We start from the raw sequence: 14,929 nt of genomic DNA, 5'->3' as shown, positions 1-14,929 counted from the left end.
AGGGTTCCTCCCTGGATAATCACTCGCCAAGCATAGTGACTGGCTGGCTCATGTGCTCAGCCGCTCTTTAAACATTTTTGCCAGACCTTCCAGCTCGGTGGCCGGGTTATGCCCGATCAGCATCCACGCGTGTTCGCGTTCGGTCCAGTACACCACGTTCATCCCGTGCCGGCGTTCATGGGCCAGCGGCTGGCTGCCGCTGTTGGAGCGCGTGACGCACAGTGCCAGCGGGCCATGGGTGGCGTCGAGCCAGGTCATCTGTGCAATCGGCACACCGTCGTATTCGAGTAGTTGCGCACGCTTGAACTGTGCACCGGGCAGTTTCAGTTTCGCCGGCGACAGACTCAGGCCCAGCCGCGCATCGACAGTTCGCAACTGCGCCAGCTCGGAGGCTTCGTCGGTGGCCAGATGCTCAAGGGTTTGCGGTACGTACAGCGCCATATAATCGCCCACCAGCTCGCGCCAGTTGTGCGATTGTTGCGCTTGCCAGCCGAGGAACAAACGATCCGCCGCGACACCCGCGAGCACCATGCCCGCTGCCGCCGCGCCGATAAACCAGCGCCGGCTGAAACCGGGCCGCTGCGGGGAGGGCGCGGCATCCAGTCGCGCTTGCAGGCGATCAAGCGGTGCCTGTCGGGCCAGTTCATCGTAGGCGTCGCGATAGGGCAGGTTGCTGCGGCTCAGCCACTGCACCCGAAGATTAAGCAGCGGATCGTCGGCGATGAGGCTGTCGAGCTGGCTGCGTTGTTCGCGGTCCAGTTCATCGTCCAGATACGCCACCAGTTGCTCGTCCGAAGGCGTATTCATTGCCGGTCTCCTGCGGGGGTGTTCGGTACCGCTTGCAGCGGCGGGTATTCGGCCAGTTTCAGGCGTGCGGTGGCGAGGCGACTCATGACCGTGCCGATCGGCACTTGCAGGATCTCGGCGACTTCGCGATAGGACAGGCCTTCGACGTAGGCGAGATACACCGTTTCGCGCTGGGTTTCCGGCAGCGCATCGACGCGGCGGATCACCTGCGCCGCCATCACGTGAGTCTGCGCAGCGTATTCGCCGTCGAACGTCAGTTGGCTGTCGGCGTCCACCACACCCTGGCCCTGGCGCACCCGGCGGGCGCGCACTTCATTGAGCCAGATCGAATGCAGAATGCTCAGCAGCCAGCGATCCATGCGCGTGCCGGCCACGTACTGGCCTGAACGTTCAAGCGCCCGCACGCAAGTGGCTTGCACCAGATCCTCGGCCACGTGCCGATTGCGCGACAGCAGCAAGCCGTAGCGCCACAGGCGCGCCAGGTGTTGTCCGAGTTCGGCTCTGAATGCCTGATCGCTGAAAATGTTCGCCTCCGCGTGTCGTGTCAGGTTTTCGATGAATCGTTGATGGCTTCGGCCAGGTCCCGGTATTCCTCGCAGGTTGTGCCGCAAATCTTCTGGATATGCTGCAACTGTTCCTGCGCCAGATCGACGCGACCCTTGATGACATAGGCCTCGCCCAGGTATTCGCGGACTTGCGCGTACTGCGGATCAAGCTTGACCGATTGCAGGTAATAACCGATGCCTTCGTCGGTTCGGCCCAGCTTGCGCGTGGCATAACCGCGATAGTTGAGCGCCTTGGCGGTGTTCGGCTGTTTCAGGGTGTCGAGCAAGGCGAGGGCTTCTTCATAGCGACCGTCCTTGGCCAGACGATAGGCGTAGTCGGTGCGGTCGGCGTCCGGCACCAGGCTGCTGGTCTGTCTGACGCATTTCTGCGTCTTGCTGTCGAGCACCTGGCCTTTCGGGCAGTTGGGTTTCTGCACTGGCTCGTCTTCATCACCGTGGGCCAGGGCCAAAGGGCTGGACAACATCGTGGCCATCAGCAACGGGGCGGCGAACATAACGGAACGGAAAGTCATGGGCAAGGCTCCATAGTGGGTCATGTCTGATGTTGAACACCGCAAGGTGAAGTTTTATTCATTGCTTTGTCAGGTGCCATTCAAGGAAAGCGCAAACCCGAGCGCTATGCTCCTGACGTCTGTCGTCGATCCGCCGTTCCACATTGGGAGTCGCGCCATGAAAGATCAGGTTCACCACTCGGCTGCCGCCGGTTACAAGACCGCGGCCGACACGTACATCAAAGGCCGGCCGGACTATCCGCCGGCGGTCACCGAATGGCTGACGACAACACTGGACCTGGATGGCCACAAGACTGTTATCGACCTCGGTGCCGGCACCGGCAAGTTCACCGGACGGCTGGTGGCGACCGGTGCCCAGGTGATTGCCGTGGAGCCGGTGGCGCAGATGCTGGAAAAACTGTCTGCCAACTGGCCGGACGTGCTGGCCGTCAGCGCCATGGCGACCGATTTGCCATTGCCCGATGCCTCGGTGGACGCCGTGGTCTGCGCCCAGGCCTTTCACTGGTTCGCCAGCACCGAGGCACTGGACGAAATCGCCCGGGTGCTCAAGCCCGGCGGCAAGCTCGGGCTGATCTGGAACCTGCGCGACACCAAGGTCGGCTGGGTACCGAAGCTCGATGCCATCGTCAACGCTCAGGAAGGCGACACGCCGCGCTACTACACCGGCGCCTGGCGCAAGGTGTTTCCGCACCCGGCGTTCGGGCCGTTGCAGGCTCAGCATTTTCACCATGGTCATACGGGCTCGCCGGAGGATGTGATTTTCAACCGGGTGCGTTCCACCAGTTTCATCGCGGCGCTGCCGGATGCCGAGCGTGCACGGATCGATGAGCAGCTGCGGGCGCTGGTCGCGTCCGATCCCGAGCTGCGGGGCAGGGATGTGATGACCGTGCCTTACGAGACTGCCGCGTTCGTGGCGGTGAAGGGCGGCTAGAGTCCTGCATTTGGCCGAACCGTCGTTCTGAGGCCTTGATATAGTTCAGGCCTCATTTTCAGACCGGTAAAGGATTTCTGCCATGACTCAATACACCGCCTTCAGCGTCGAACTGGCCGACAACATCGCCCATGTGCAGATCAACCGTCCGGAAAAGATCAACTCGATGAACGCCGCGTTCTGGAGCGAAATCGTCGAGGTGTTCCAGTGGATCGACGACACCGACGAAGTGCGGGTGGTGGTGCTCAGCGGTGCCGGCAAACACTTTTCCTCGGGCATCGACCTGATGATGCTGGCCGGCGTGGCCAATGAGCTGGGCAAGGACGTCGGCCGCAACGCGCGCCTGCTGCGCAAAAAGATACTGACCCTGCAAGCCTCGTTCAATGCCGTCGACAACTGCCGCAAACCAGTGCTCGCGGCGATTCAGGGTTATTGCCTGGGCGGTGCCATCGATCTGATCGCGGCCTGCGACATGCGCTACGCCGCCGAAGATGCGCAATTCTCTATTAAAGAAATCGATATCGGTATGGCGGCTGACGTAGGCACTTTGCAACGGTTGCCACGGATCATCGGTGACGGCATGCTGCGTGAGCTGGCTTACACCGGTCGCACCTTTGGCGCCGACGAAGCGCGCAGCATCGGGCTGGTCAACCGCGTTTACAGCGACAAGGACAGCCTGATCGAAGGCGTGTTGGACATTGCCCGGGACATCGCCGGCAAGTCGCCGATCGCGGTCACCGGCACCAAGGAAATGATCAGCTACATGCGTGACCATCGTATCGACGATGGTCTGGAGTACGTTGCCACCTGGAACGCCGCCATGTTGCAATCCACCGACTTGCGCGTGGCCATGGCCGCCCATATGAGCAAACAGAAACCCGAATTTCTGGATTGAGAAACCATGACATCTCGCTGGACCACCGCAGTACTGGACACCGATCAACCGGGCGGCTGGGCCGTCGCGCGCAGCCCCGAGGGTTTTCTGTTCGATGACAACGGCGTGCTGTTCCCCCGGGAATGGCTCAAGCGTCAGGACTTGTCGATCCTTGCCGAGCATGGCATCGGCCATCTCGATGGCGAGCCGGTCTACCTGCTGGAACTGCGCAGCGCCAGCGAGATGCCGGGCTGCAACTGGAAAGGCTTGCGGGCGTTCATGCTCGACGGCGATCACACGATCTACAAAGTGTTGGGTTATGCGGCGCAGATCGGGACGTGGGCCCGTGAACACCGTTTCTGCGGCAACTGCGGTCAGGCCATGACTCAAGTGCCACGGGAGCGGGCGATGTATTGCCAGCCGTGCGACCTGCGCAGCTATCCGCGCATTTCGCCGAGCATGATCGTGCTGGTGACTCGTGGCGATGAAGTGCTGCTGGCGCGTTCGCCGCGTTTCGTCACCGGGGTCTACAGCACGCTGGCGGGGTTTGCGGAGCCTGGGGAGTCAGCCGAGGATTGCCTGATTCGCGAAGTGCGAGAGGAAGTCAGCATCGAAGTGAAGAACATCCAGTACCTGGGCAGCCAGTGCTGGCCGTTCCCGCACTCGATGATGCTGGGTTTCCATGCCGAATACGCCGGCGGCGAAATTGTCTGTCAGGAAGACGAGATCGAGGACGCCCAGTGGTTCAACGTGCACGATTTGCCGCCGTTGCCGGCGTCAAAATCGATTGCCCGTTACCTGATCGACGTCTACGTGGCGCGGCGCTTAGGCCACGCTGAACCAGTGTTGCCAGGCTAGACGCACGGTCAACCCCAGCACCACGGTGATGAACACCGGACGAATGAACTTGGCGCCGCCGCTGATCGCGGTGCGCGCCCCGAAGAACGCGCCGACCATCACCGACAGGCCCATGCTCAGGCCGATGATCCAGTCCACCTGCCCGGAAAACACGAACACCGACAGCGCCGCAATGTTGCTGACGAAGTTCATGCTGCGCGCCACGCCGCTGGCCTTGACCAGATCGATCGGGTACAGCAGCAGGCTGCTGACGGTCCAGAAGGCGCCAGTGCCGGGGCCGGCCACGCCGTCGTAGAAACCGAGGCTGAAGCCCTGGGTCGATTGCCACTTTTTCTTGATCGGTGCATCGCTGTCCAGCGGTGCTTTCGGCGTACCGCCAAACAACAGGTACAGGCCGCAGGCGAAGACGATCACCGGCAACATCTTGTTCAGCCACTCGGCTGGCAGATAGTGGGCGACGATGGCGCCGGTCAGCGCACCGACCAGCGTGCCGACGATGGCATGCATCCACTGCCGTGGGTGAAACAGCTTGCGCCGGTAGAAGGTGAAACTGGCGGTGGCCGAGCCGAAGGTCGAACTCAACTTGTTGGTGCCCAGCACCAGATGTGGCGGCAGACCGGCGGTGAGCAACGCAGGTGTGGTCAACAGGCCGCCACCGCCGGCGATGGCGTCGATGAATCCGGCAATGAAAGCGACAAGGGCCAGAACGGCCAAGGTAGTGAGGTCAACGCTGAGTTCGAAAGGCATGGAATCGGCTTATTCGGCAGGTTGCAGAGCTGGGCTGCGGGGAGGGCAGTCATGTTACTCATTTCCGGGTGTTGCGGCGACCCATAAGGCCCGGGCACCGACTGCTCAACTGTTGCCCAGCCAACACGCACACAACAAATCACCCTCCCGTCATGCATTCCGATCACCTGAAGCCTCAATAAAACCGGGCTATCGAGGCTGGCACGCTTGCTGCTCTACCTCTCTCACCTTCATCAACTGTCCCGAGGACACGCCAATGAGTCAGCAAGCCGTGAAATTTGCCTACTGGGTGCCGAACGTCAGCGGTGGGCTGGTGGTCAGCAAGATCGAACAACGTACCGACTGGGGCATCGACTACAACCGCAAGCTGGCGCAACTGGCCGAGGCGGCGGGTTTCGAATATGCCCTGACGCAAATCCGCTTCACCGCCGGCTACGGCGCCGAGTTCCAGCATGAATCGGTGGCGTTCAGTCATGCACTGCTCGCCGCCACCAGCAAGCTCAAAGTCATCGCCGCCATTTTGCCCGGCCCGTGGCAACCGGCGCTGGCGGCCAAACAGTTGGCGACCATCGATCAACTCACCAACGGCCGGATCGCGGTGAACATCGTCAGCGGTTGGTTCAAGGGCGAGTTCCAGGCCATCGGCGAACACTGGCTGGAGCACGACGAGCGCTATCGTCGCTCGGAAGAGTTCATCCGTTCATTGCGAGGGATCTGGAGTCAGGACAACTTCACCTTCCGTGGCGACTTCTATCGTTTCGACAACTACAGCCTCAAACCGAAACCGCTGGGCCGGCCGGAAATCTTTCAGGGCGGCAGCTCCCGTGCGGCGCGGGACATGGCGGCACGGGTGTCGGACTGGTATTTCACCAACGGCAACAGCGTCGAAGGCATCAAGGCCCAGGTCGATGACATTCGCGCCAAAGCGGCAGCGAACCATCATTCAGTCAAAATCGGGGTGAACGCGTTTGTCATTGCCCGGGATACCGAAGAAGAAGCCAAAGCGGTGTTGGCACAGATCATCGATCAGGCGGATCCGGAAGCGGTGAATGCCTTTGGTGATGCGGCGAAACAGGCGGGCAGGGCGTCGCCGGAGGGCGAGGGCAACTGGGCGAAATCGACGTTTGAAGATCTGGTGCAGTACAACGATGGCTTCAAGACCAATCTGATCGGCACGCCGCAGCAGATTGCCGAGCGGATCGTGGCGTTGAAAGCGGTGGGAGTGGACCTGGTATTGGCGGGGTTCCTGCACTTTCAGGAAGAGGTGGAGTATTTCGGCAAGCGAGTGTTGCCGTTGGTGCGGGAGTTGGAAGCCAAAGCAACGCTGAAGCACAGCGCCGAAGTGGCCTGAAGACCCTTCCTGCACAATCTGCAGGAAGGATCGACGGCTTAATTACAGACCCAGGTCGGACAGCCCCGGATGATCATCCGGGCGCCGGCCCAGCGGCCAGTGGAACTTGCGCTCGCTTTCCTTGATCGGCATATCGTTGATGCAGGCATAACGCTGGAACATCAGGCCGTGCTCGTCGAACTCCCAGTTTTCGTTGCCGTAGGAGCGGAACCAGTTGCCCGAGTCGTCGTGCCATTCGTAGGCGTAGCGCACGGCGATGCGGGTGTCGGAATACGCCCAGAGCTCCTTGATCAGGCGGTAATCCAGTTCCTTGGCCCATTTGCGGGTCAGGAAGCCTTTTGCTTCTTCGCGGTTGTTGGCGAATTCGGCGCGGTTGCGCCATTTTGTGTCGAGGGTATAAGCCAGCGATACGCGGTGCGGGTCGCGGGAATTCCAGCCATCTTCGGCCAGACGAACTTTTTCAATGGCCGATTCACGGTTGAAGGGTGGCAATGGCGGACGCACTTCGGCTGCAGTAGACATGTTTGTCTCCCGATCAAATTAACGATTGAACAACTTGTCGCTTATTGAGGCTTTACAGGTCCAATAACTTTCGCGCCATGCATTGCGCATTATCGGCGGCACTGTGATCACCCATCACAAGCGCTACGGTAATGGCGCCGTCAATCAGGATCAGCAACTGTTTGGCCAGCAGTTGCGGGTCCTCGGCACCATGTTCGGTACACAGCTCGCACACGTAGTCGAGCAGCTTCTGTTTGTGGTCTTTGGCGACCTGGCGCACCGGGTCCTGCGGATCGCCGGTTTCGCCACTGGTATTGATGAAGGCGCAGCCCCGGAAGCCTTCCGAGGCGAACCAGCCCTTGAGCACGGTAAACAGGTTGAGCAGGCGATCGGCCGGGGTTTCGGCCTGATCGACGGCGCTTCTGTACCAGTGCATCCAGCGCACGTCGCGGCGCTGCAGGGCGGCGACGGTCAGCTCCTCCTTGTTGGCGAAGTAGCGGTAGATACTCTTTCTGGAGACACCGGCGGTTTTCACCAGAAGATCCATCCCGGTGGCGGCGATGCCACTTTTGTAGATCAACTTTTCGGTGACATCCAGAATGATGTCGCGGGTCGTGTCGTTGCTGGTGATTTCGTTCATGTGGCGAACAGTAGAACGATCGTTCTCCTTGGTCAAATGTTTTTTATTTATCGTTCCCACGCTCTGCGTGGGAATGCCTCAAGGGACGCTCCGCGTTCCAGCTCTGGAAGGGACGCGGAGCGTCCCGGGCTGCATTCCCACGCAGAGCGTGGGAACGATCAATCAGGCGGGAAGACCCGAAGGAGTTGATGGTGTAAGCTCTCGGGTTCTTCGGATTCGACCCATTGCGAGCCCTATGCCGTTGCTTTTCAAACGCTCTCTGCTGCCCAAGTTGCGCAGCTTTCCGCTGACCGCCGAGGCCGTGACCATTCTGTCCGGCGCCGCCGAGTTCCGTCGTTGCCTGCTGGAGAAAATCGCCCAGGCGACCCAGCGCATCTACCTCGTCGCGCTCTATCTGCAAAATGACGAAGCCGGTCAGGAAATCCTCGATGCCTTGCACGCCGCCAAACTCAAGCGTCCCGAGCTTGAAATCGTTGTGGTCGTCGACTGGTTGCGCGCCCAGCGCGGCTTGATCGGTGCCGGCAAGCAGCCAGGTAACTCGGCCTGGTATCAGGAAATGACTCGCACCCACCAGAGCGTGGTGCCGGTCTACGGCGTGCCGGTGCAGACTCGTGAGCTGTTCGGCGTGCTGCACCTCAAAGGCTTCGTGATCGACGATTGCGTGGTCTACAGCGGTGCGAGCCTGAACAACGTCTATCTGCACAAGTTCGACAAGTACCGCTTCGACCGTTATCACGTGCTGCAGAGCCGGGAACTGGCGGATTCGATGCACCATCTGGTCAAGCACGGCCTGATCGAATCCAAAGCGGTGCATCGCCTCGACCTGCCAAACCTGCCGACCACCCGCAGCCTGCGCAACGACATCGGCGACCTGCGCAGCCGCCTCAAATACGCGACGTACGACACCAGCGCCGGCAGCACGGCGCATACCGGCCTGTCCGTCAGCCCGTTGCTCGGTGTGGGCAAGAACAACCCGCTGAACCGGGTGATTCTGGAGCTGATCGCCAGCGCCCAGAAGCAACTGACCATCTGCACGCCGTACTTCAACCTGCCACTGGGGGTGATCCGCGAGATCAACCGGGCGCTGGCTCGCGGCGTGAAGATCGACATCGTGGTCGGCGACAAGACGGCCAACGACTTCTATATTCCGCCGACCGAGCCGTTCAAGGTGATCGCCGCGCTGCCGTATCTCTACGAGATCAGCCTGCGCCGTTTCGCCAAGCGCCATCAGCGCAACATCGACAGCGGTCAGTTGAACCTGCATCTGTGGCGTGAGGGCGACAACAGCTATCACCTCAAGGGCATGTGGATCGATCAGCGCTACACGCTGCTGACCGGCAACAACCTCAACCCGCGGGCGTTCCGTCTCGATCTGGAAAACGCGCTGCTGATCGATGACCCGAAAGGCGAGTGGCTGGAGCCTCGGCGTCTGGAGCTGGAAAACATCTTTGAGCACACCCAGCGAATCGCACGATTCCAGGATCTGGAAGCCTTGCCGGATTACCCGAGCGGGGTAGCCAAGTTCCTCAAGCGCGTGAGCCGGGTACGGGTCGAGCGTTTGCTGTACCGGATTCTGTAAGACCGGAAAACGAAAATCCCCCGAACGCAGGACGCGTCCGGGGGATTTTTTTATGCGCCGAACTCAGTTCAGACCGAGCTTGCCACGCAGCGTCGACAGGTCTTCCGCCAGGGTATTGACCGGGCCCACCAGCGCCTTGCGGTCGTTTTCCTTCACTTTGTCATAGGTCTCGAAGCCGCCGTCCTTGGTCTTGTACTTGGCCAGGATCTTGTCCACGGTGGCGAAGTTCTTGTCGACTTTGGCCACGAAGGCCTTGTCCTGTTTCTCGATCTGCGGACGGAACAGGTCGACGATTTTCTTCGCGCCGTCGATGTTGCCCTGGAAGTCATAGAGGTCGGTGTGGCTGTAACGGTCTTCCTCACCGGAGATCTTGGTGGCAGCGACTTCTTCCAGCAGGGCGGCAGCGCCGCCCACGACTTTCTCGGGCGGGAAGGTCAGGCCGGCGACGCGGGTCTGCAGGTCCTGGACGTCTTTATCCAGTTTGTCGGCCAGATCGTTCAGACCCTGGGTGCTCTTCTCCGAGAACAGCGAGTACTCGAGGCGGTGGAAACCGGTGAAGTCTTCAGCCTTCACGCCTTTTTCGTGGTCGTCGACGCGGGAGTCGATGGATGCATCGAGGTCACTGAACAACTCGGCAATCGGCTCGATCGACTCGTAGTAGACGCGGGTCGGTGCATAGAGCTTCTGCGCGGTAGCCAGGTCGCCCTTTTTCACGGCATCGGTGAATTGCTTGGTGTGGGTGCCCAGTTGGTCCAGTTGCTCGGTGACGTAGATCTTGTAGTCCGAAACCGGCCCGACCAGATCCAGCGGCGCGGTCGCCGCGAACGCCGACAGCGGGGTGTTGAGTAGACCGAGGGTCAGCAATAACGCGATGGGCGTCTTTTTCATGGGGGGCGGCTCCTGTTGAATGCTATGCAGTTGTTTTTGGTTGGGTAGCGTTGAGCAGCGAGCGACCGATGAAATCCTTGTCGCCCGTAACACCCGGCAGGGTGAAGAAGTAACCGCCGCCGACCGGCTTGAGGTATTCCTCCAGCGGCTCGCCGTTGAGGCGGGTCTGTACGGTGATGAAGCCTTTTTCCAGATCGGCCTGGTAGCAGATGAACAGCAGGCCCATATCGAGCTGGCCGTTCTTGTTCACACCGTTGGAATAGTTGAAGGGGCGGCGCAGGATCAGGTTGGCCTGACTCGCGGCGGTGCGCGGGTTGGCCAGGCGGATGTGCGCGTCGAGCTTGGTCAGCTTGCCTTCCGGGTCCTTGCTGTAATCAGGGACTTCGGTCTCATGGCTGGCGCCCATCGGCGCGCCGGTGGTTTTCACGCGGCCGATGATGCTTTCCTGCTCCTGCAACGGCGTGCGGTCCCAGCGCTCGACGAAGTTGCGGATGATCCGCACCGCCTGATAACTGCCGTGAACGGCCCAGGCCGGTTCGTCGCTGCCCGGTTGCACCCAGACGATGCGGTCCATGGCTTTGCCGTCGTTGGAATCCGGGTTCGCCGATCCGTCACGGAAACCGAGGAAGTTGCGCGCCGATTGCGCCGGCACACCGGGTTTGGCCGGGGCTTGCGGCGGTACGCTGCCTTCTTGCTTCCAGCGCACCAGCAGCAGGTCCGGCAGGTTCTTCACGATGTCGCGCAGGGCGTGGATGTTGGTGTCGGCGGTGTTGGAGCAGAACTGCAGGCTCAGGTCGCCGTGGCAGCAATCGGCTTCCAGCGCGTCGTTGGGGAAGCCGACCATGCGGATCAGGCGCTTGGGCTTGGCAGAGGCGAGGCCGAAACGCTCGTCGAACAGCGATTCGCCCACCGACACGGTGATGGTCAGGTTGTCCGGTGTGACCACCGGGCCGAGGATGCCGGAATCCGGTGGCGGCAATTTCGGGTCGATCTGCGCCACCGGGCCGCCCTTCATCAGGAACGCGATGCGCTCGTTGAGGGTGCGGAACAGACGTTCGAGGTCTTCGCGGTCGCTGGCCAGCACATCGAACGACACCAGCATGCCGGACGCCGGACGCGGGGTAACGATGCCGGTCTGGTGCGCGCCATGAAAGTCGTGGTGATCCTGGGTCTTGTCGCTGCTCGGCGCTTCGGTGACTTGCGCAGGCGCTGCGGCCATCGCCGGGCAGCTCAGGGCGGTACCGGCCAGTGCGACACCGGCGGCGCCCATGCCCATCAGTACGCGGCGACGTTGCAGGTTGAAGTGTTCGGAATCGTTCATCGGTAGTCGTCTTCTACTTACAGGCCGGAGAGGCCGAGGGCGGGATCAATGGCGTCGAGGGCGTCGGCCAGAGCCTTGGCCTTGTCGGCGATCTGCTTGCGTTGCTCACCGTTGACGGTGTCGTAACTGGCGTAGCCATCCTTGACCTTGAAGCCGTTCAGCGTGGTATCGAAATCAGTCAGCGCGCTGTCGATTTTCGGCAGCAGGTCGACGGCGGATTTGCTCAGCATCGGGCGCAACAGTTCGACGACTTTGTGCGCGGTCTCCAGATTCGCTGCAAAACCGTTGAGGTCACCGTGGCTGTAGCGTTCCTCTTCACCGCTGGCGGCGCGCACGTCGGCCAGGGTGTTGAGGTTGCGCACGAGGATTTCCACCAGTTGCTCCGGTGGCAGCGACTGGGCCAGCAACTGTTGTTTCAGCGTGGTGACGTCGCCCAACAGGCGTTCGGCAACCGGCGACAGACCGTCGAGGCTGCGTTGCTGGAACAGCGCGTACTCGATGCGGTGGAAGCCGACGAAGGCCGGATCCTGTTCGCGTTTCTCGAAGTAATCGGCGCGGGCGTTGATGCTGTTGTCCAGCTCGGCCAGGCGTTGTGCAGCCGGGGCCAGACGCTGATACGCCGCGCGGGCCGGCAAGTACGCCGCTTGAGCCTGGGCCAGGTCACCGCTGGTAATTGCTTGATTGAGCGCCGTGACGGCTCTGATCAGCGCGCTGCTCTGGGTAGCCAGATAAACGCGGAACTCCGACAGCGGCCCGACGAAAGCGACCATCGACGGCTTGGCCTTGGCGGCGGCATCGGAGGCTGCGGTCGGCGTCACATGCAGCACGCCGCGCGGGTTGCTCAGCAGGCCGCAGGTGATGGCGTAATCGCCGGGTTGCAGGTTGGCGTTGATCACCTGGCTCAGGCCCGGCGCGATGTTTTCGCGCTCTTCGATCACCAGCACGCCGTCGAGGATTTCCCATTCCACTGCCCGATCGGAGCGGTTGACGATGCGGAAACTGGCACGACCGGCCGGCACGCTCAGCTCGTTGGGCTCGCAACTGCCGGGGTGGATGTTGACCACCACTTCGTCATGGTTGTGCTGACGCTTGGCCGCAGCCATTTTCGAGGCGTAGTAGAACAGGCCACCGGCGGCGATCATCACGACCACGGAACCGGCCACCGCCCAGCGCAAGGCGCGGGGAGGGGAGGCCTGAGGAATATTAGGCTTTGACATGGAGGCCCTTATTGGCTGGAAGCGGAATTCGAAGCGGCGGCTTTGGGCGCAGGGGCGGAGGCCGGATAGAAGAACATCACCAGCGCCACCACCAGGTAGATCAGGTAGGCGCCGAGGGTGCTGACGGTCGGGGCATCCTGATAACCGAACATGCCGGCCAGCACCGAGCCCAGCGGGCCGTCCATCGGCAACGTCGCGCTGAAATCGAAGAGCACGGTTTGCAGGTGGTTCCACACCCCGGCCTCATGCAGTGCCTGCACCGAGTTGGAGAGGATCCCGGCGGCGACCACGAGGATGAACAGCCCGGTCCAGCGGAAGAACGCCGACAGATTCAGGCGCATGCTGCCGCTGTAGATCAGGTAACCGACGACGATGGCCAGGATCAGGCCGAGCAGGGCACCGATCGGCGCGCCCGGGCCTTCGCTCTGCTGGAACACGGCGAGCAGGAAGAACACGGTTTCCAGTCCTTCCCGGGCGACGGCGAAAAACACCATGGCGATCAGCGCGATGACCTGATGTTTCGAAGCGGTCAGCGCATGATCGAGGGACGCTTGCAGCGAATGCTTGATCGAACGCGCGACCTTGCGCATCCAGAACACCATGGAGCTGAGAATGCCCACGGCGATGAGGCCGACCACGCCTTCGAACAGTTCCTGCTGTTTCTGCGGGAATTCGGCGCTGACCAGTTCCAGGCCACCACCCACCAGCAGCGCCAGCGCAGCGGCGAGAAATACGCCGATCCACACCGCCGGCATCCATTGGCCACGGCCGGTCTGTTGCAGGTAGCTGGCGATAATGCCAACGATCAGCGCGGCTTCAATGCCTTCACGCAGCATGATCAGAAAGGGAACGAGCATTCGGCATCCACTGTGTAACGAAATGAGGTTACAAGTTGTAACATAATGAAAGTCATTCTCACATGGCACTCATTGACATTTACCTGAACGGTAGCTGAACAAGCTTGAAGATCAACCATTCTCAAATACGCAACGGACATTCCCGGATGGAGCGAGCCGTGCCAGAGCAGCTGCGTTAAGATGCCTGCCACCCGAACAACAACAGGATTTGCCTCGATCCATGTCGGAAAAAGACACCATCGCCATTCAACTGGTGCGCGAAGCACTGCTGCAAAGTTGTGCCCCGGGCGTGGCCACGGAAGAAGTCTTGAACAAGGTCGGCATCGATCCGGCGCTGCTGCCCACCGATGACGCCCGCGTCCCGGCCAGCCAGTACGCACGGTTGTGGCGACTGCTGGCGCGGCGCGGCGATGACGAGTTCTTTGGCATGGACCCGCGCAAGCTGAAGTCCGGCAGCCTGGAATTCCTCTGCCGCAGCGCGATGGCCCAGCCGAATCTGGCTGCCGGTTTGAGCGCCGGTTTGAATTTCCTGTCGCTGATGCTTGAGCGCATGCCGGCGCAACTGGTGCACCAGCAAAGCCTGGCGGAGATCGTCCTGCTGGAGGACGATCCTGAACCGCGCCGCGCCTTCACCTATTTCACCTATTGGATGATCGTCCACGGCGTGGCCTGCTGGCTCGCGGGGCGGCGGATTCCGATCCTGGCCATTGAATTGCGCTGCCCGGCGCCGGACTTCTGCGATGACTACCGGGTGATGTTCTCCGAGAATCTGCGCTTCGATCGGCCACGCACGCGGATGATCTTCGCCGCCGAGGTGCTGGATCTGCCGATCAAGCGCAGTGCCGAGGAGTTGAAACGTTTCCTCGCCCATGCGCCGGCCAACATTCTGGTGAAGTACCGCGACCCGGAAAGCCTCGCCAGCCGCATCAAGCAGGATCTGCGTCAGTTGCCCGCCGAACAGTGGCCGGAAACCGAAGCCCTGGCCCAGCAGCTGTGCATGTCCGCCTCGACCCTGCGTCGGCGTCTGGCCGAAGAAGGGCAGACCTATCAGGGTTTGAAGGACAGCGTACGCAAGGAACTGGCGATCATCTGGCTGGCGGAGCCTTCGATCAGTTTTGTCGACATCGCCACACGCCTGGGGTTTGCCGACGCGAGCTCGTTCTACAAGGCGTTTCGCAAGTGGTCGGGGACCAATCCTGGGCATTACCGCAGCCTGATCCTCAACGAAGCGGTCTGATCCTCGATTCGACGCAAGCCTTGGCCAAACCAGTCATCCACTT

General features: G+C 61.3%; 16 protein-coding genes. 6 read left to right on the top strand and 10 right to left on the bottom strand.

Annotated features, from left to right (window positions below):
- Window positions 1-48 precede the first annotated feature (48 nt).
- The 3 genes from IF199_RS16125 to IF199_RS16115 form a co-directional block, all read right to left on the bottom strand.
- Window positions 49-807, bottom strand: a complete 759-nt coding sequence (locus tag IF199_RS16125; protein ID WP_102622656.1) for an anti-sigma factor family protein — start codon at window positions 805-807, stop codon at window positions 49-51.
- Window positions 804-1,289: an RNA polymerase sigma factor gene (locus IF199_RS16120; RefSeq protein ID WP_141401792.1), complete on the bottom strand. Its 486-nt coding sequence runs from the start codon at window positions 1,287-1,289 to the stop codon at window positions 804-806. The genes IF199_RS16125 and IF199_RS16120 overlap by 4 nt, the downstream gene beginning before the upstream one ends.
- Before the next feature lie 62 nt (window positions 1,290-1,351).
- Window positions 1,352-1,885 carry a tetratricopeptide repeat protein gene (locus IF199_RS16115; protein WP_192558079.1) on the bottom strand — a complete coding sequence of 178 codons (534 nt, stop codon included), beginning with the start codon at window positions 1,883-1,885 and terminating at the stop codon, window positions 1,352-1,354.
- Between the two features lie 157 nt (window positions 1,886-2,042).
- Here IF199_RS16115 and IF199_RS16110 point away from each other — a divergent pair, with 157 nt between their 5' ends.
- The 3 genes from IF199_RS16110 to nudC all read left to right on the top strand — a co-directional run bounded on the left by IF199_RS16110 (window position 2,043) and on the right by nudC (window position 4,548).
- Window positions 2,043-2,816: a class I SAM-dependent methyltransferase gene (locus tag IF199_RS16110; RefSeq protein ID WP_192558078.1), complete on the top strand. Its 774-nt coding sequence runs from the start codon at window positions 2,043-2,045 to the stop codon at window positions 2,814-2,816.
- Between the two features lie 82 nt (window positions 2,817-2,898).
- Window positions 2,899-3,711, top strand: a complete 813-nt coding sequence (locus tag IF199_RS16105) for a crotonase/enoyl-CoA hydratase family protein (RefSeq protein WP_192558077.1) — start codon at window positions 2,899-2,901, stop codon at window positions 3,709-3,711.
- Between the two features lie 6 nt (window positions 3,712-3,717).
- Entirely contained in the window at window positions 3,718-4,548 is an 831-nt protein-coding gene (gene nudC / locus IF199_RS16100; RefSeq protein ID WP_102622655.1) for an NAD(+) diphosphatase, read from the top strand.
- Here nudC and IF199_RS16095 read toward each other — a convergent pair.
- Entirely contained in the window at window positions 4,516-5,295 is a 780-nt protein-coding gene (locus IF199_RS16095) for a TSUP family transporter (RefSeq protein ID WP_027611974.1), read from the bottom strand. The genes nudC and IF199_RS16095 overlap by 33 nt on opposite strands.
- Window positions 5,296-5,551: 256 nt before the next feature.
- Here IF199_RS16095 and sfnG point away from each other — a divergent pair, with 256 nt between their 5' ends.
- Window positions 5,552-6,646, top strand: coding sequence for a dimethylsulfone monooxygenase SfnG (sfnG, locus tag IF199_RS16090; RefSeq protein ID WP_192558076.1), 1,095 nt, complete (start codon window positions 5,552-5,554; stop codon window positions 6,644-6,646).
- A 42-nt stretch (window positions 6,647-6,688) separates the two neighbouring features.
- Here the strand turns inward: sfnG and IF199_RS16085 are convergent, their stop codons facing one another.
- Together IF199_RS16085 and IF199_RS16080 are read right to left on the bottom strand one after the other, a co-directional pair.
- A complete protein-coding gene (locus IF199_RS16085) occupies window positions 6,689-7,168 on the bottom strand; it encodes a nuclear transport factor 2 family protein (protein ID WP_192558075.1) in 480 nt (159 codons plus the stop codon).
- A 52-nt stretch (window positions 7,169-7,220) separates the two neighbouring features.
- Window positions 7,221-7,787, bottom strand: a complete 567-nt coding sequence (locus IF199_RS16080) for a TetR/AcrR family transcriptional regulator (protein ID WP_192558074.1) — start codon at window positions 7,785-7,787, stop codon at window positions 7,221-7,223.
- A 235-nt stretch (window positions 7,788-8,022) separates the two neighbouring features.
- On the opposite strand from IF199_RS16080, the gene pssA reads away from it, so the two are divergent.
- On the top strand, window positions 8,023-9,366 hold the full coding sequence (gene pssA, locus IF199_RS16075) for a CDP-diacylglycerol--serine O-phosphatidyltransferase (RefSeq protein WP_096821488.1): 1,344 nt from the start codon (window positions 8,023-8,025) through the stop codon (window positions 9,364-9,366).
- Between the two features lie 63 nt (window positions 9,367-9,429).
- Here the strand turns inward: pssA and efeO (IF199_RS16070) are convergent, their stop codons facing one another.
- Genes efeO (IF199_RS16070) through efeU form a run of 4 tightly spaced genes read right to left on the bottom strand, consistent with a single transcriptional unit; the run spans window position 9,430 to window position 13,649 of the window.
- The gene (gene efeO / locus IF199_RS16070) at window positions 9,430-10,254 is read right to left on the bottom strand and encodes an iron uptake system protein EfeO (protein WP_096821487.1); all 825 of its coding nucleotides are present in this window, start codon (window positions 10,252-10,254) and stop codon (window positions 9,430-9,432) included.
- A 22-nt stretch (window positions 10,255-10,276) separates the two neighbouring features.
- The gene (gene efeB / locus IF199_RS16065; protein WP_192558073.1) at window positions 10,277-11,575 is read right to left on the bottom strand and encodes an iron uptake transporter deferrochelatase/peroxidase subunit; all 1,299 of its coding nucleotides are present in this window, start codon (window positions 11,573-11,575) and stop codon (window positions 10,277-10,279) included.
- A gap of 17 nt (window positions 11,576-11,592) precedes the next feature.
- Entirely contained in the window at window positions 11,593-12,792 is a 1,200-nt protein-coding gene (gene efeO, locus IF199_RS16060; protein WP_192558072.1) for an iron uptake system protein EfeO, read from the bottom strand.
- 8 nt (window positions 12,793-12,800) lie between these two features.
- Window positions 12,801-13,649 carry an iron uptake transporter permease EfeU gene (gene efeU / locus IF199_RS16055; RefSeq protein WP_192558071.1) on the bottom strand — a complete coding sequence of 283 codons (849 nt, stop codon included), beginning with the start codon at window positions 13,647-13,649 and terminating at the stop codon, window positions 12,801-12,803.
- 220 nt (window positions 13,650-13,869) lie between these two features.
- Here efeU and IF199_RS16050 point away from each other — a divergent pair, with 220 nt between their 5' ends.
- Entirely contained in the window at window positions 13,870-14,886 is a 1,017-nt protein-coding gene (locus IF199_RS16050) for an AraC family transcriptional regulator (RefSeq protein ID WP_102620046.1), read from the top strand.
- Window positions 14,887-14,929: the final 43 nt, after the last annotated feature.

The sequence above is a fragment of the Pseudomonas allokribbensis genome (genome assembly GCF_014863605.1).
In the GTDB taxonomy this organism is placed as follows: Bacteria; Pseudomonadota; Gammaproteobacteria; order Pseudomonadales; family Pseudomonadaceae; genus Aquipseudomonas; species Aquipseudomonas allokribbensis.
This window is presented reverse-complemented; position numbering and strand designations above follow the sequence as displayed.

Excerpts from the sequence above, each read along its gene's own strand:
- nudC (WP_102622655.1), top strand. The coding sequence starts at position 3,718 with ATGACATCTCGCTGGACCACCGCAGTACTGGACACCGATCAACCGGGC.
- efeU (WP_192558071.1), bottom strand. The coding sequence starts at position 13,649 with ATGCTCGTTCCCTTTCTGATCATGCTGCGTGAAGGCATTGAAGCCGCG.
- efeB (WP_192558073.1), bottom strand. The coding sequence starts at position 11,575 with ATGAACGATTCCGAACACTTCAACCTGCAACGTCGCCGCGTACTGATG.
- sfnG (WP_192558076.1), top strand. The coding sequence starts at position 5,552 with ATGAGTCAGCAAGCCGTGAAATTTGCCTACTGGGTGCCGAACGTCAGC.
- IF199_RS16080 (WP_192558074.1), bottom strand. The coding sequence starts at position 7,787 with ATGAACGAAATCACCAGCAACGACACGACCCGCGACATCATTCTGGAT.
- IF199_RS16050 (WP_102620046.1), top strand. The coding sequence starts at position 13,870 with ATGTCGGAAAAAGACACCATCGCCATTCAACTGGTGCGCGAAGCACTG.
- pssA (WP_096821488.1), top strand. The coding sequence starts at position 8,023 with ATGCCGTTGCTTTTCAAACGCTCTCTGCTGCCCAAGTTGCGCAGCTTT.
- IF199_RS16125 (WP_102622656.1), bottom strand. The coding sequence starts at position 807 with ATGAATACGCCTTCGGACGAGCAACTGGTGGCGTATCTGGACGATGAA.
- efeO (WP_096821487.1), bottom strand. The coding sequence starts at position 10,254 with ATGAAAAAGACGCCCATCGCGTTATTGCTGACCCTCGGTCTACTCAAC.
- IF199_RS16085 (WP_192558075.1), bottom strand. The coding sequence starts at position 7,168 with ATGTCTACTGCAGCCGAAGTGCGTCCGCCATTGCCACCCTTCAACCGT.
- IF199_RS16115 (WP_192558079.1), bottom strand. The coding sequence starts at position 1,885 with ATGACTTTCCGTTCCGTTATGTTCGCCGCCCCGTTGCTGATGGCCACG.
- IF199_RS16105 (WP_192558077.1), top strand. The coding sequence starts at position 2,899 with ATGACTCAATACACCGCCTTCAGCGTCGAACTGGCCGACAACATCGCC.
- IF199_RS16095 (WP_027611974.1), bottom strand. The coding sequence starts at position 5,295 with ATGCCTTTCGAACTCAGCGTTGACCTCACTACCTTGGCCGTTCTGGCC.
- efeO (WP_192558072.1), bottom strand. The coding sequence starts at position 12,792 with ATGTCAAAGCCTAATATTCCTCAGGCCTCCCCTCCCCGCGCCTTGCGC.
- IF199_RS16110 (WP_192558078.1), top strand. The coding sequence starts at position 2,043 with ATGAAAGATCAGGTTCACCACTCGGCTGCCGCCGGTTACAAGACCGCG.